Genomic DNA, 15327 nt, shown 5'->3' on the forward strand with positions numbered 1-15327 from the left:
CCCCGACGCACGCAATTCTCACGAGACCGTGACCTCTCGGACGGCCCGGCACCCCGGGCTGTCGTAGATACTGCGCCAAGGTTTACGGTTCGGATGCCCGCCGTCCGACACCCTGAAGCGGGCACCGGACCAGAGGCGACAGCGCAGTGCGCGGCAGGCCGGGAGGGGCCCACGCCACACGACGCTTTTGGGGGGCTTGCAACCGATGGACCCGATCGACCCGGGACCCGAGGAGTACGGCCACGAAGGCGACGGCGGTCCGTCGCGTCCGCGTCCGTCCCGGGAATCCCTCACCCAGGACTTCGGCCAGCAGGCACCCGCGCCGGCCCGCACCGCCCGGCTCGTCACCGGCGAACTGCTGCTCACCGTCAATCCGGTCGACGGCAGCGAGATCGAGATCTGCCCGCCCGGCGAGGCCCCGCCCCGGCCGGTGAAACTCGGCCCCGCCGCCCGCGCCGAGGCCGCCCGCGCCGCCGCCCCGCCCGTACCCCCCGGCCCCGCCCCGCAGCCGCTGCCGCTGCTCGGCCGCCAGGAGGAGCGCGAGCGTCTGGTCCGGCTGCTGGCCCGGGGCCGCTCGGTACGGCTCACCGGACCCGCCGGTTCCGGCCGCACCCGGCTGCTCGGGCTGGTCGCCGAGGACTGCGCCGACCTCGCCCCCGACGGCGTGGTCCGGCTCAGCGGGGTCGGCCGCGGCGCCCACGACCTGCTCCACGACCTCTTCCAGGCCGTCCACGGAACGTCCCGGTACCGCCCCGACGGCACGGAACTGCGCGCGCTGCTCGGCGAGGTCGGCGCGGTGGTGGTCGTCGACGACATCGAGTTCGGCGGTGCCCCCCTCGAAGAACTCCTCGCCGCCACCCCCGAGTGCGCCTTCGTGCTCGGCGCGACCCCCGAGGTCCCGGCGCCCGCCGCCGACTCGGCCGTCGAGGAGGTCGTCCTCGGCGGCCTCGACCGGGCCCAGGGCCTCGATCTGCTGACCCGCGCCACCGGCCGTTCGCTCACCGAGGAGGAGGCCAACTGGGCGGGGGACCTGTGGTTCGAGTCCGAGGGACTGCCACTGCGGTTCGTCCAGGCCGGGGCCCTGCTGCGGCAGCGCGACCGGCTGCGGTCCGACGCCGAGGCCCTCGACGAGGCCGATGTCTTCACCGAACGAACCGAACGAACCGAACGAACTGAACGAACCGAACGGACCGACCCGCCCGCACGGCCCCAACTCCCGGTCGACGCCCCCTTCGACGCCGTACCCGGCGCCCCGGTCCATGACGACGTGCCGCTGCCCTCGCTCGCCGAGGGCGCCGCGCCCGCCGCGCTGCTCGCCTCCCGGCTGAGCCCCTCGGCCCGCGCGACCCTGCGGTTCGCCGTCGCGCTCGGCGGTGAGGTGCCCCATCAGGCGCACCTCCCGGCGTTGGTCGGCGACACCCACGCCGACGCCGCCCTCGGTGAGCTGCTCGGCTGCGCCCTGATCTCCCCGGCGGGCCCGCGCTACCGGCTCGCCGCCGGGGTGCTGACCCAACTGGAGGCCGCCGGGTACGGCGACGACCTCGACGCCCACGCCCTCTCGGCCGCCCAGCACTACTCCTGGTGGGCCGGGCATCCCTCGGTGACCCCGGAGCGGGTGTGCGCGGAGGCCGACGCGGTGCTCGCCGCGCTGGCCGTGCTGGTGCCGCTCGCCGCGACGCCGCCCGAGGACGAGCGGAGCCCGGCCGTACGGCTGGCCCGCACGGCGGCGCCCGCGTTCGCGGCGGGACTGCACTGGGGCGCCTGGGACCGGGCGCTGCGGGCCGGTGGCGAGGCCGCCCGGCTCTCCGGCGAGGTCGCGGAACAGGCGTACTTCCACCATGAGTTGGGGGTGCTCGCGCTCTGCGTCGACCGGCTGGAGCGGGCCCGTACGGAGCTGGAGACGTCCATCGGGCTGCGTGCGGCCCTCGCCGACAAGCGGGGCACGGTCGCCGGACGCCGGGCGCTGGCCCTGGTCGACGACCGCTCGGGCACCATGCCCGCGCTCGGCGCCACCGCGGCCGAGCAGACGCCCGGTGCCCGCCCCGAGGGGGCGGCGGCCGTCCCGCTCGGATCGGTCCCGCCGCTCCAGCGGCTGGACGACGGCACACTGGTGACCCATCGCGTCGGCCCCGCCGCCCCGTCCCGCAAGGCGCGCGGCGGACTGCGCGGCTTCGCCCGCCGCAATCTCGTCGCCGCGGGCGCGGGCGCCCTGCTGGCCGCCGTGCTCGGTACGGTCGTGACGCTCGGCGCCACCTCCAACAGCGAGGGCGAGCCGCCCGCCGGTGAGGTCGGCGTCAACCCGTCGGTGAGCCAGGGCGTCGGCGACGACAGCGTGGGCGCGGACCGCCCGGACGACGGCGCCACCGGCTCCACCACCCGCCCCGGCACCACCCCGGGTACGGCGGACGGTCCGGGGCCGACCGCCACGGGTGGCGCGGGCGCGGGGGAGCCGTCGGACGAGCCGAGCGGGACGCGGGGCAGCGGGGGTTCGTCGCCGTCGCCGACCCGGACGTCCCCGAAGCCGACCTCGCCGCGTCCGTCGACCTCCCCGAGGCCGTCGACGTCCCCCTCGCCCAGTACGACGCCCACCGGCTCGTCGTCGCCGTCCCCGACCACCTCGCCGCCGCCGAGCGGGTCGTCGTCCCCGACGGGCTCCGTCTCGGCGACGGCCTCGGCGAGCGGCCCGGCGCCGAGCGGGTCGGCGGCGTCCCCGGTCGCGTCGGACCCGGTGGCGTCGGACCCGGCCACCCCGGACGGCTCTTCGGTCGGCGGCATCTGACGAACGCCGTCCGTGCGACTTCGGCGCGACGGCACCGTACAGGGACAGCACGAGGGCGGGGCGCCGTGGAAAGGGCGCCCCGCCCTCGTGTCGTACGCGAGACCCGGGTCAGGACACCGGCGTCACGGCATCCGCCTCAGAACAGCCGGAGCTTGTCGTCCTCGATGCCCCGCAGCGCGTCGTAGTCCAGCACCTGGCAGCCGATGCCCCGGTCCGTCGCCAGGACCCGGGCCTGCGGCTTGATCTCCTGGGCGGCGAAGACACCGCGGACCGGGGCGAGATGCGGATCGCGGTTGAGGAGTTCGAGATAGCGGGTCAGCTGCTCGACACCGTCGATCTCGCCCCGCCGCTTGATCTCCACGGCGACCGTCTGTCCGTCGGCGTCCCGGCACAGGATGTCCACGGGGCCGATCGCGGTCATGTATTCACGCCGGATCAACGTGTAACCGTCACCGAGGGTCTCGATCCGGTCGGCGAGCAGTTCCTGGAGGTGTGCTTCCACGCCATCCTTGATCAGGCCGGGATCGACGCCCAGTTCGTGCGACGAGTCGTGGAGGACCTCCTCCATCGTGATGATCAACTTCTCGCCGGCCTTGTTGACGACCGTCCAGACGCCGTCCTCGTCGCCGCTGCCCTCCTTGAGCGTGCAGGGCGGTGACATCCAGTTGAGGGGCTTGTAGGCGCGGTCGTCCGCGTGGATCGAGACGCTGCCGTCCGCCTTCACCAGGATCAGACGGGGTGCGGTGGGCAGATGGGCGGTGAGCCGGCCGGCGTAGTCCACCGAGCAGCGGGCGATGACGAGACGCATGGTCGGCAACGCTACTCGACCCGTGCGGGTCCGCGCGATTCGCCTGCGCCGCACCCGTCCCGGCCGTCCCGGGGTGCTCGGGACGCTGCCCGAGTTCTGTCAGATCACTCCTGTTCGTCCGTGGCCGATTGTGCGCGTAAAGCGTCCACCAGGTGTGCCTGTTTTCCTGGTGTCACCCTCCACAGTTGCCTACGGTATGAACGGGAGGTCGCGACCCGTGTACGCACCGTGTTCGAAGGCGCGCGCTCCCTTTTCTGTCCGGCAACCCCTGTTGTTCGGGGTGCGAGAGGAGAACCCATGTCGCTCGACGTCTCACCGGCCCTACTCGAACAGGCCGAGCGAGGCGAGGTCGACGAAGCAGCCTTCGTCGACTGCGTCCGGACCTCCCTGCCCTACGCGTGGGAGATGGTCAGCTCCCTGGTGGCCCAGCTGAAGGTGGACGGCGGTCCCTTCGCCGACAACCAGACGCCCCCGCCGGACGAGCAGGCACGCGGTCAGTTGCTGCGTGCGCTCGCGAGTGACGCGATCCGCGGTGCGCTTCAGCGGCACTTCGGGGTGCGGCTGGCCTTCCAGAACTGCCACCGGCTGGCGGTGTTCCCGCTGGACGCCTCGGTGGACGAGCGGCTGGCCCGTTTCACGTCGATCCGTGGTCAGCTGCTCAACCAGTCCCCGGAGCTCCGGGACTGCTGAGGCGGCCTGCCGCCCTGCTTGCCGCTCCGTACGCGGGAGGTGCGATACGTACCGGAGCGGCAGGCCCCCATGGCGGATGCCCCGCGGGGCGACCGGAGGGTCGCCCCGCGCGGCATGTCCGCCGGGCGCCCGGCGCCCGCTCACCGCAGCTGTGCCAGCACCTCCGTGCCCAGCCGCCGTACGTTCTCCTCGGTGGCCGCCAGGTCGCCCGAGCCCTCGATCAGCAGGGCGAACCGGGAGATCCCCGTGCGCTCCCCGGTCGCCGCGAGCCGGTCGGCGCACAGCCGCGGGGTGCCCACCGGGTGCAGCCCGCACAGCAGTTCGGTGTAGGCCAGCGGATCGCGCATCCGGCGCTCCCGACCGTCCACCGTCATATGGGCGTCGAGCCCCTGCTTCAGCCAGCCCGGCATCGTCTTGAGGAGGGTCTCCTCCGCGTCCGTGCGCCGGTCGGCGATCTGGCAGACGCCCGCCGAGACATGACCGGCGTCCAGGACCTCCCGCTCGTCCCGCCCGGCGGCCCGTGCGCAGCCGCGCCAGTGGCTCACCATCTCGGCCTTCTCCTCGTCGCCGATGTGCATCCCGAGCAGCATCGGCAGCCCCCGCTCGGCGGCCATCCGCACACTCCCCGGCGAGGTGCACGCCACCAGCAGCTCCGGCCCGGGGGCGCCCGACAGCGCCTCCGACGGTCTGGGCACGACGGGCACCTCACGGAAGCCGTACCGCTCGCCCGCCGCGCCGACGGACGGCTCGCGCAGCCACCGGGACAGCAGATCGAGTGATTCCGGGTACCCCTTCTCGTAGGCGTCGAGACCGCCGCCGAACACCTCCAGATCGACCCAGGGTCCGCCGCGGCCGACGCCCAGCGAGAACCGGCCGCCGCTCGTCATGTGCAGCAGCGCGGCCTGTTCGCCGAGGGTCACGGGGTGGGTGGTGGGCAGCACGCTGACCGCCGTACCCACCCGGATACGGCGGGTGCGGCCGAGCAGCAGGGCGGCCAGGGTGATCGCCGACGGGCAGACGCCGTACGGCACGAAGTGGTGTTCGGCCAGCCAGACGGAGTCCAGCCCGGCCTCCTCGGCGACCTCGGCCGAGCGGACCGCGCGGTGCAGCGCCTCCCCCTGGCCCTGACCCGGGAACTGGGCCGCCAACACGAATGTTCCAACGCGCATCGTTTTTCCTGCTTCCTCGGCTCCGACACGGAGCTCCCCCACCCGGCATAACCGTCTGACACGTGCCGAGGTCACGCCCCGGCGAAGGGATTTGCGGATAGTCGGGAGAATGCGCGGACCGGGCGGGGGACGTACGGGCCCTTCGTGCTCCGCGTACCCGGGTCCGTGCCGCGTACGCTGGACACGGACCGTGCTTCCTGTATAGCCCCGAGAGGTGTTCCGTGTCCCCGCGTCGCAACCGGCCCAAGGGCCCGAAGGGTGCCGACTCCGACGGCCGCAGCCCCGAGGACGACGGCCCCGGGCGCTACGGGGGCTGGCAGTCGTCGGCCCACTGGCAGGGCGAGGAGTGGAACATCCGGCATGTGGCCGGGTCGAGCGCGCAGGGCAAGGCGTACCGCTGCCCGGGGTGCGACCAGGCGATCCCCGACGGTGTCCCGCATGTGGTGGCCTGGCCGCAGCACGCGGGGGTGGACGACCGCCGCCACTGGCACACGGCGTGCTGGAACGCGCGGGACCGCCGCACCACGCGGGTGCAGCGGTCCCGAAACGCGCCGAAGTTCTGACCGTCCGCCAGGTCCGTCCGCCCCGGCCGGGGCCGGGCTCACACGTCCCGCTTCTCCAGCAGCGCGTACGCCCCGGCGAAGGCGGCGGCCGTGAGGCCGAGGATGATCCACAGCGGGTCCCAGCCGGACGGCCCGGACTCGCTGAGCGAGTTGGCGTAGAAGATCGACATCTGGTTCGGGATCGAGTACTCGAACAGCGCGTCCCGCACCGGCTGGAGCGACTCGGCGAACATGAACAGCGCGATCACCAGCGGGGCCAGCACGGCCCCGATCATGATGGTGATGGCGCCGGCCGAGTGCCGGATGATCGAGCCGACGACCAGCGAGAGCAGCCCGAGCAGCGACACGTAGAGCGAGACGCCGACGGTCGCCTTCAGCCACTCCGAGCCGGTCGGCTGCCGGGCGCCGTCCAGCAGCGCGGTCTGCACGACGGCCACGAGACCGGACGACACCAGCGTCACCACGAAGGCCAGCGTGAAGAACACGATCGACTTCGCCGCCAGTACCCGGCCCCGGGTCGGACAGGCGGTCATCGTGGTGCGGACCATGCCCGTGCCGTACTCGGAGGCCGTGGTCAGCACGCCCAGGGTCATCAGGCACATCGAGCCGAGCAGCAGCCCGAAGAAGCCCAGCGGCAGCGGGCTCTCCCCGCTCATCGACTCGCTGGAGGTGTTGCTGCTGACCACGATGCCGGCCAGCAGACCGATGCCGATGACCAGCACCACGAAGACACCGAGCGTCCACACCGTGGAGCGGACCGACTTGATCTTCGTCCACTCCGAGGCGAGCGCGTGTCCCAGATGGGTGCGGACCACCGGGATCGGCGAGGTGTAGCCGGGGTGCGCGGACGGTCCGGGCGCCTGCGGCTGCCACGGGGGCGCGGCCTGCGGCGCGGGGGGCTGGGGCGTGCTCATCGGGCGTCCTCGGGCTTGGTGGGGTCGGCGGCGGCGGGGGCCGCGGCGGGCGCGGCCGGGGTGCCCTGCTGCTGGAGGTACGGGTTGGCGGCGCCGGGGGGCTGGGGCGGGGCGAACGGCCGCCCGCCTTGCTGCGGCGGCGGGGGCGCGTACCAGCCCGGCTGGCCCTGGCCCGGGACCGGGGGCGGCGGCTGGACGCCCGGCGGCAGCTGCTGCTGGAGACCGGACTTCTGGTCGGTGGTGGAGCGGTAGTCGACGGCATGCGCCGTCATCCGCATGTACGCCTCCTCCAGCGACGCCTGGTGCGGCGACAGCTCCCACAGCCGTACGTCGCTGCCGTGGGCGATGTCACTGATCCGGGGCAGCGCGAGCCCCATCACGCGCAGCGCCCCGTCCTGCTCGGGCAGTACCTGGCCGCCCGCCTCGGCGAGCGCGGACGCCAGCTTCTCCCGCAGCTGCGGCTCGGTGTCGGGGGTGCGGACCCGGGCGAACCCGGCCGAGTTCGCGGCGATGAAGTCCCGCACGCTCATGTCGGAGAGCAACTGGCCGCGGCCGATCACGATGAGATGGTCGGCGGTCAGCGCCATCTCGCTCATCAGATGCGAGGAGACGAAGACCGTACGGCCCTCGGCGGCGAGCGACTTCATCAGATTGCGCACCCAGAGGATGCCCTCGGGGTCGAGACCGTTGACCGGCTCGTCGAACAGCAGCACCTGGGGGTCGCCGAGCAGGGCCGCCGCGATGCCGAGCCGCTGGCCCATGCCGAGGGAGAAGCCCTTGGAGCGCCGCTTCGCCACATCCTGGAGGCCGACCACGCCGAGCACCTCGTCGACCCGGCGGGCCGGGATGCCGGAGAGCTGGGCGAGGCTCAGCAGGTGGTTGCGCGCCGACCGGCCGCCGTGCACGGCCTTGGCGTCCAGCAGGGCGCCGACCTGCCGGGGCGCGTTCGGCAGCCGACGGTAGGGGTGGCCACCGATGGTCACCTGGCCCGCGGTGGGGTTGTCCAGGCCGAGGATCATCCGCATGGTCGTGGACTTGCCCGAGCCGTTGGGCCCGAGGAAGCCGGTGACCAGGCCGGGACGGACCTGGAAGGACAGGTTGTACACAGCGGTCTTGTCGCCGTAGCGCTTGGTCAGGCCGACTGCTTCGATCATGCTCCGCACCCATCGAAAGGATCAGGACAGCAGGGCAGACGCCCCCGCAAGGGTTAGGAGGATATCGAGGTGCTGACGGTTCCGGCCAAGGCACTGCAAAAAGTAACGGCTCGGCGTCGATCCTCGATCATGGGACCCCGTGGGCCCGGACCCGGCCGTCACCGGGTCCGCCCTCCCTGGCCGCGGGGCCGCTCCGTCGGGTCAGGCGTCCCGCCGCTTGAGCAGGACGTAGCCGCCCAGCAGCGCCGCCGCCACCCACGCCACCATGATCGCCAGACCGCCCCAGGGACCGTAGGGAGTGTCGTCGTTCACCGGTGTCACCACCTGCATGATCTTGCTGCCCGCCTGGTCGGGGAGGTACTGGCCGACCGTCTTGGTGGCGCTGACCGCCCCCAGGATGTTGGAGATCAGGAAGAAGAACGGCATCAGGATGCCCAGCGAGAGCATCGGGGAGCGCAGCATCGTGGCGATGCCCATGGAGAACATCGCGATCAGCGTCATATACAGACCGCCGCCGATCACCGCCCGCAGCACGCCCGGGTCGCCGATCGACGCGCTCAGATCGCCGAGCATCGCCTGACCGAGGAAGAAGGTGATGAAGCTGGTCACCATCCCGACCACCAGGGCCAGCGCGGCGGCCACCGCGACCTTGCTGGACAGCAGGGTGCCGCGCTGCGGCACGGCGGCCAGCGAGGTGCGGATCATGCCGGTCGAGTACTCGTTGGAGACGACGAGCACCCCGAACACGATCATCGCGAGCTGACCGAGGCTCATCCCGGCGAAGCTGGTGTAGGTGGGATCGAAGGAGACCTGGCTCTCCTGGCTGAGATTGTCGTACTCGCTCTTGGAGAGCGCGGAGATCAGGATGCCGAGGCCGATGGTGACCACCACGGCGAGGGACAGTGTCCACACCGTGGACGCCACCGACCTGATCTTGGTCCACTCGGACCGGATGACCTGTGTCGCCGCCATGATCAGGCGCCCCTCTTCCCGCCGCTGCCGCCGTTCCAGCCCTCGCCCCACTGCTGCTGCTGATGCGGGACCGGCGCCGCCGGTGCCGCCCCGCCCAACGCCGCACCGTCGTGCGCGTGGTACTCGACCGACTCCGCGGTCAGCTGCATGAACGCTTCTTCCAGGGACGCCTGCTGCGGGCTCAGCTCATGCAGCACGATCTGGTGCTGTGCGGCCAGCTCACCGATCCGCTCCGCCTTGCCGCCCTCGACCTCCAGCGCCCCGCTGCCCGTCTCCACCACCGTGATCCCCGCCCCGTGCAGCACATCGAGCAGCCGCTCGCGGTGCGGGGAGCGGATACGGACGTAGGAACGCGAGTTCTGCGCGATGAAGTCCGCCATCGAGGTGTCCGCCAGCAGCCGGCCCTGTCCGATCACCACCAGATGATCGGCGGTCAGCGCCATCTCGCTCATCAGATGGGACGAGACGAACACCGTACGGCCCTGCGCGGCCAGCGATTTCATCAGATTGCGGATCCAGTGGATGCCCTCGGGGTCCAGCCCGTTCACCGGCTCGTCGAACATCAGGATGCGCGGATCGCCGAGCAGCGCGCCCGCGATGCCCAGCCGCTGGCCCATGCCCAGCGAGAACCCCTTCGCCTTCTTCTTCGCCACCGCGGTCAGCCCCACCGTGTCCAGCACCTCGGAGACCCGGGTCTGCGGGATGCCGTTGCTCTGCGCCAGACAGAGCAGATGGTTGTACGCGCTGCGCCCGCCGTGCATCGCCTTGGCGTCCAGCAGCGCGCCGATCGCCTTCAACGGGTCCTTCAGCGCGTCGTAGTGCTGTCCGTCGATCCGTACGTCGCCGGCCGTGGGCCGGTCCAGGCCGAGCATCATCCGCATCGTGGTCGACTTGCCCGCACCGTTCGGACCGAGGAACCCCGTGACGATGCCCGGCCGTACCTGGAAGGTCAGGTCATCGACCGCGACCTTGTCGCCGTACCGTTTCGTCAGCCCCTCAAGCTCGATCATGGGCCAACGCTAGACCGTGACAAAGCCCTCTGCCACCCGGGCGGCAGAGGGCTTTGCACATATTCAGATGTTGTACCCGGGCCGTTATCCGGCCAGCGGGTCAGCGGGACTGCTGGGCCGGCACCCCACGGGAGATCGGCTCGTCCTCGACCGGGTTCCCGGCCGCGGCCACCGCGGCGCCGGTGAGCGTCGCCAGCATCTCACGCACGTTGGTGAGCTGCGCGTTGATCGAGTCACGCCGGTTGGTGAGAGCGGCCAGCTCGCGCTCGGACTCCGAACGGATCCGGTCGGCCTTGGCGTTGGCGTCGGCCACGATGTCCTCCGCCTGGCGCTGCGCGGTCTCCACCGTCTGGCGCGCCCGGCGCTCGGCGTCGGTCCGCAGCTTCTCCGCCTCAAGCCGCAGCTGCTCCGCGCGGTGCTCGATCTCCGCGAGACGCTTCTCGGCCTTCTGCTGACGGGACGCCAGGTCCCGCTCGGACTGCTCGCGGCGCTTGGCGAGGTTGGTCTCGAAGTCCGCGGCGGCCTGGGCGGCCTTGGCGCGGGTCTCCTCGAAGAGCGCGTCGGCCTCCTCCCGCTTGGACTGCGCGTCCTTCTGCGCCTCGGCGCGCAGCTGAGAGGCGTCGCTCTTGGCCTTCTCGACGATCCGGACGCCCTCGTCCTCGGCCTTCGCCTTGCGCTCGGCGGAGAACGACTCGGCGTCGTTGCGCACCTGCTGGGCCGCGGACTCGGCCAGCTCGCGGTGCTGCTCCGCCGCGCGCCGGGCCTCCTCGCGCAGGTCCTTGGCCTCCTCCTCGGCCAGCCTAAGGATCTTCTCGACGCGCGCGCCGAGCCCGGCGTACGACGGCTCCGCGTCGCTGACCTGGGCCTGGGCGTTCTGCGTCTCAAGGTGGAGTTCCTCGATGCGCTTTTCCAGAGCGGTGATGCGGGCGAGAGCGCTGTCACGGTCGGAGACGAGCTTGGAGATACGTTCGTCCACCTGAGCGCGGTCGTACCCACGCCGCACTAGCTCGAAGCCGTAGGGGGAAGTGTCGCTCATGGGGTTCCTGTCGAATGAGACCGGTGAGGTGATAGGGGGAATCCTAGGGGCCGAAGCGGTGTGTCATCGAGCGGATGCGTGTTTGATCTGGAGAATGACACCCCTTTTGGGTGGCTAACCGTCAGACAACTTGCCAGAGACAGGGTCAAAGGCCCCAGCAGACACGGAAGTCGCCGCACAACGCAAGCGCCGATATGACGGTCCGCGGTACACGCGCGGACCGCGCGCCCGTCGCGGACACTCTCCCATGCCCGCCCCGGGACCGCGCCACCGCCCCCATCCACCTGCGCCGATCACCCACCGCTGGATCATGGTCACCGGCGCCGCCCACCCGGGGCGGACACGCGCTACCCGTCCGGGGACTTGCCACCCGATCGAGGCGCGCCGACCGTCGCCCCCGCCTTGACGGAGTCCTTGCCCGCACCCGGAGCTTCGAACGACTCCAGAGCCTCCAGCACATCCTGCACCCGGGAGATCTCCGCGTTGATGTCCTCGCGGCGGCGGACCAGCACCTCCAGCTCGCGCCGGCCCTCCTCGACCGTGCGCCGGGCCTCGCGGATCGCCTCGGCCTTCAGCTCCTCGGCCTCCTTGATCAGCGTGGCCTTCTTCTGCTCGGCCTCCTTCAGCAGGCCCTCCGCCTTCTTCACCGCGGCGATCCGGACCTTGCCCGCCTCCGAGTTGGCCTCCGTGACCAGCTCCTTGGCCTTCGCCTGCGCCTTGCCGAGCTGCTCCTCCGCCGCCTTGATCAGGGCGTCGCAGCGGTCGCCGGTCGACTTCATCGTCTCGGCCGCCTCCCGGCGGGCCCGCTCGTGCAACTGCTCGATCTCCGAGGTGATCCGGTCGCGCAGCTCCTCCGCCCGCTCCCTTATCGCGGTCGCGTCCCGGCGCGCCCCGACGAGGAGTTCGTCCGCGTCCGTACGGGCCTTCTCCACCGTGCTGTTGCCCTCGACCGTGGCCTCCGCGACCAGCCGGTCGGCCTCGCTGCGGGCCGCGCCGACCATCGAGTCGGCCTGCGCCTCCGCCTCGGCCGTCGTCTTCTGCGCCTGCTGCTGAGCCTCCGTCAGCAGCTTGTCGGCCTCCGCCGCGGTCTCCGTGATGAGCGTGTCCACCTGCTCGGCCGCCTCGGAGCGCCGCTTGTTGGCGTCCTTGCGGGCCGCGTCCAGCGTCCGGTCCGCCTCCTCGCGCGCCGCCGACGTCAGCCGCTCCGCCTCCGCGGCGGCCCGCGCCCCGACCCGCTCCGACTCCGCCCGGACCCGCTCGGCGTGCTGCTGGGCACTGCCCACCGTCTCGGCGGCCTCGGCCCGCAGCCGCTCCGCCTCGCCGGTCGCGTCCGACAGCAGCTTCTCCGCCGCCCGGGTCGTCTCTGCGCGCACCCGCTCGGTCTCGGCGGCGGTGTCCGTGGTGAGCCGCTCGGCCTCCTTGCGGGCCTCCGTGATCAGCGTGTCCGCCTGGTTCGCCGCGTCGGAACGGATGCGGTTGGCGTCCTCCCGGGCGTCCGCCCGGGTCCGCGAGGCGTCCTGGTCGGCCTGCGCGATGGTGTCCGACGCCTGTGTCCGCGCCCGCTGGGCGTGCTCGGCGCTCTCCGAACGCAGCCGCTCCGCCTCCGCGATGGCGTCCGTGACCGTACGCTCCGCGAGGGCCTTCGCGGCCTCCGACTCCTCGCTCGCCTCCCGGCGCACCCGGGTCGCGTCCTGTGACGCCCGCTCGCGCTCCGCGTAGGCGTCCTGGCGGACCCGGTCCGACTCCTCGCCCGCCTCCCGCCGGGTACGGTCCGCGGCGTGCTCGGCGGCCGACCGCAGCCCGGCGATCTCCTCCTGCGCCTGCTCGTGCAACCCCGCGACCGAGTCCCGCACCTGCTGGGCGTGCTGATCCGCCGCCGCCACCATCTCGGTGGCCCGCCGGTCCGCCTCCTCGACCAGCCGGACCGCCTCGGCCTGCGCCTCCTCGACCCGCTTGCGCGCCGCCGCGAGCAGCTCCTCGCTCTGCTCCCGGGCCCGCTCGCGCTCCTGGTCCGCGTCCTGCCGGGCCGCGCCCAGATGCTCATCGGCCTCGCGGCGGCGGCGGGCGGCCTCCTCCTGCGCGGCGGCCAGCGTCTCCGACGCCTCCGTGCCCAGCCGCTCCGCGGCGGCCTGCGCCTCGGCCCGCACCCGGTCCGCGGTGTCCTGCGCCTCCGCCTTCAGCCGCTCCGCCTCGGTGGCCGCGTCCGACCGCAGCCGTACGGCGACGGCCTCGCCCTCGGCCCGGGACGCGGACGCGTCCGCCGCGGCCTCGTCGCGCAGCCGGGCCGCCTCGGTCTCCGCCTGCTGCTGGAGCGCGCGGATACGGTCCGCCGCCTCCGCGCGCAGCCGCTCGGACTCCTCGGCACTCTCCCGGCGGATACGGGACGCCTCCTCGCGGGCCTCGGCGAGCGCCTGCTCGGCCGCCGCGAGCCGGTTCTCCACCTCGGCGTGCAGCCGGGACAGCTCCTCGGCGGCCTCGGCACGGCGGGCCTGTGTCGCCCGCTCGGTCTCCTCGTGCAGCTCGCGCGCGGCCCGCTCGGCGTCCGCCTTGACGCCCTCGGCCTGCTCCACCACCTCCGCGCGATGCCGCTCGGCCTCGCCACGGGTGCGCTCCAGCGTCTCCTCCGCCTGCCGGCGCAGGGTGGTGGCCCGCTCGATGGCCTCCGTACGGACCTTCTCGCTGTCCGTCGTCGCGCTCTGGCGCAGCTCGTCCGCGTCCGCCTTCGCCTTGGCGAGCAACTCCTCGGCGGTACGCGCCGCTTCCTCGATCTGGGCGACCGCCTCGCGCCGCGCCTCCGCCCGGATGCGCTCGCCCTCGGCGACCCCGTCGGCCCGCAGCTGCTCGGCCTCGCCGCGCAGCCGCCGCGCCTCCTCCTGGAGCTCGACCGTCTTGGCCCGGTACTCCTTGGTGTCGTCCTTCGCGGCGCCCTTGAGCTGCTCGGCCAGGTCGTGCGCCTCGGCGCGCAGCCGGTCCGCCTCCGCCTCGGCCTCGCCGCGGATGCGCTCGGCCTCCTCGGCGGCGGCCCCGGTGGTCTGCCGCGCTTCCTCGGACGCCTTGTTCAGGACGTCCTCGGCGGTCTTGGCCGCCTTGGACAGCTGGGTCGCGCTCTCCTCGGCGGTGATCGTCCGGGCCTTCTCGGACGCCTCCGCGACGATCTTCTCGGCCTGCGCGCGGGCGTCCTCGACCGACTGCTCGGCCTCCGCGCGGACCGCCTCGGCCTCCTTGGTGGCCTCGCTGACCAGCCGGGCGACCTGCTCCTTGGCCGTACGGGTGCGCTGCTCATTGGTGGACTCGGCGCCGGAGAGCGCCTTCGCGGCGGCCTCCTTGGCCTCGCCGAGCACCTTCTCGGCCTCGGACTGCGCCTTGCGCAGCGCCTCGTCCGCCTCCGTGATCCGCTGCTCGGCGGTCCGGCTCAGCTCCTGCGCCTGACGGCGGGCGGTGTCCGACTCGGTGGCCGTGGACGACCGCAGCTGCTCGGCGTGGTCGGTGGCCTCCTGGGCCTGCGTCGACGCCGCGTTCAGCAGCCGCTCCGCGTCCGCGCGGGCCCGGCGCAGCAACTGCTCCGCCTCGCTGCGGGTGGCCTCCGCGTCCTCGCGCAGCCGGTGCCGGGCCTCGCCGGTCAGCCGCTCGGCCTCCGCGCGGGCCGCGGCCAGCGCCTTGTCGGCCTCCGCGCGGGACTCGTCCATCAGCCGGCGGGCCTGCGACTCGCTGCGAGCCCGCAGCTGCTCGGCCCACGCCACGTTCTCATTGACGTGCGACTCGACGTTCTGCCGGCGCTCGGCCAGCTCCTGGTCGAGCTGCTGGCGCCGGGTGACGGCCTCCTGGTGCAGCTCCGCCTGGAGCCGGGCCGAGTGCTCGGCGTGCTCCTGGAGGATCCGCTGGGTCTGGGCCCGCGCCTGGCTCAGCTCGCGCTCGGCGTCCGCGCGCAGCTGCTCGGCCTGGAGCTGCGCGGTGCGCAGCATCTGCTCGGCCTGGTAGCCGAGGTCGGCCCCGTCGTAGGCCGGCCGGGACATGATGGTGCGCCGCGCCTCGTGCAGCTTGGCGCGCAGCACCTCGACCTGGTAGCCGAGGTCCTCGGCGTGCTGGATCGCCTTTTCCCGCTCGGTCTTCAGCCGCTTCATCTCGGCTTCGAACCGAGAGAGGTGGTCGACGTCAGCCGCCGCCTCTCGCTCCTGGCTCTCGTAGCCCCGCACTGCGCGGTCCCATCCGTCCCCTGGTCGCAAGTCACTCCG

11 protein-coding genes are annotated in these 15327 nt (G+C 73.0%); 3 read left to right on the forward strand and 8 right to left on the reverse strand.

The window, feature by feature from the left end; all coding sequences use genetic code 11:
- The first annotated feature begins 205 nt into the window (after positions 1 to 205).
- Positions 206 to 2779 (forward strand): ATP-binding protein, encoded by a 2574-nt coding sequence (locus AB0D49_RS15065; RefSeq protein WP_362756684.1) that lies wholly within the window; start codon positions 206 to 208, stop codon positions 2777 to 2779.
- Between the two features lie 136 nt (positions 2780 to 2915).
- Here AB0D49_RS15065 and nucS read toward each other — a convergent pair whose 3' ends face one another.
- Positions 2916 to 3587, reverse strand: a complete 672-nt coding sequence (gene nucS / locus AB0D49_RS15070) for an endonuclease NucS (RefSeq protein ID WP_362756687.1) — start codon at positions 3585 to 3587, stop codon at positions 2916 to 2918.
- A 297-nt stretch (positions 3588 to 3884) separates the two neighbouring features.
- On the opposite strand from nucS, the gene AB0D49_RS15075 reads away from it, so the two are divergent.
- Positions 3885 to 4277 (forward strand): SCO5389 family protein, encoded by a 393-nt coding sequence (locus AB0D49_RS15075; RefSeq protein WP_362756691.1) that lies wholly within the window; start codon positions 3885 to 3887, stop codon positions 4275 to 4277.
- 140 nt (positions 4278 to 4417) lie between these two features.
- Here the strand turns inward: AB0D49_RS15075 and AB0D49_RS15080 are convergent, their stop codons facing one another.
- Positions 4418 to 5446: an LLM class flavin-dependent oxidoreductase gene (locus tag AB0D49_RS15080; protein WP_362756694.1), complete on the reverse strand. Its 1029-nt coding sequence runs from the start codon at positions 5444 to 5446 to the stop codon at positions 4418 to 4420.
- Between the two features lie 221 nt (positions 5447 to 5667).
- Between AB0D49_RS15080 and AB0D49_RS15085 the strand changes: the two genes are divergently transcribed.
- A complete protein-coding gene (locus tag AB0D49_RS15085; RefSeq protein WP_362756697.1) occupies positions 5668 to 6009 on the forward strand; it encodes an ATP/GTP-binding protein in 342 nt (113 codons plus the stop codon).
- 38 nt (positions 6010 to 6047) lie between these two features.
- Here AB0D49_RS15085 and AB0D49_RS15090 read toward each other — a convergent pair whose 3' ends face one another.
- The 6 genes from AB0D49_RS15090 to scy all read right to left on the reverse strand — a co-directional run bounded on the left by AB0D49_RS15090 (position 6048) and on the right by scy (position 15288).
- On the reverse strand, positions 6048 to 6923 hold the full coding sequence (locus AB0D49_RS15090; protein WP_362756705.1) for an ABC transporter permease: 876 nt from the start codon (positions 6921 to 6923) through the stop codon (positions 6048 to 6050).
- The gene (locus AB0D49_RS15095; RefSeq protein WP_362756708.1) at positions 6920 to 8077 is read right to left on the reverse strand and encodes an ABC transporter ATP-binding protein; all 1158 of its coding nucleotides are present in this window, start codon (positions 8075 to 8077) and stop codon (positions 6920 to 6922) included. Before AB0D49_RS15095 ends, AB0D49_RS15090 begins: the two co-directional genes overlap by 4 nt.
- Positions 8078 to 8278: 201 nt before the next feature.
- Positions 8279 to 9049 carry an ABC transporter permease gene (locus AB0D49_RS15100; protein ID WP_362756712.1) on the reverse strand — a complete coding sequence of 257 codons (771 nt, stop codon included), beginning with the start codon at positions 9047 to 9049 and terminating at the stop codon, positions 8279 to 8281.
- Positions 9050 to 9051: 2 nt separating this feature from the next.
- Positions 9052 to 10059 carry an ATP-binding cassette domain-containing protein gene (locus AB0D49_RS15105; protein ID WP_362756716.1) on the reverse strand — a complete coding sequence of 336 codons (1008 nt, stop codon included), beginning with the start codon at positions 10057 to 10059 and terminating at the stop codon, positions 9052 to 9054.
- A gap of 100 nt (positions 10060 to 10159) precedes the next feature.
- Positions 10160 to 11095: a cellulose-binding protein gene (locus AB0D49_RS15110; RefSeq protein ID WP_362756719.1), complete on the reverse strand. Its 936-nt coding sequence runs from the start codon at positions 11093 to 11095 to the stop codon at positions 10160 to 10162.
- A gap of 347 nt (positions 11096 to 11442) precedes the next feature.
- Complete coding sequence (gene scy / locus AB0D49_RS15115) at positions 11443 to 15288, reverse strand: polarized growth protein Scy (protein ID WP_362756722.1); 3846 nt, start codon at positions 15286 to 15288, stop codon at positions 11443 to 11445.
- Positions 15289 to 15327: the final 39 nt, after the last annotated feature.

It is taken from the genome of Streptomyces sp. NPDC048290 (genome assembly GCF_040652095.1).
Lineage (GTDB): Bacteria > Actinomycetota > Actinomycetes > Streptomycetales > Streptomycetaceae > Streptomyces.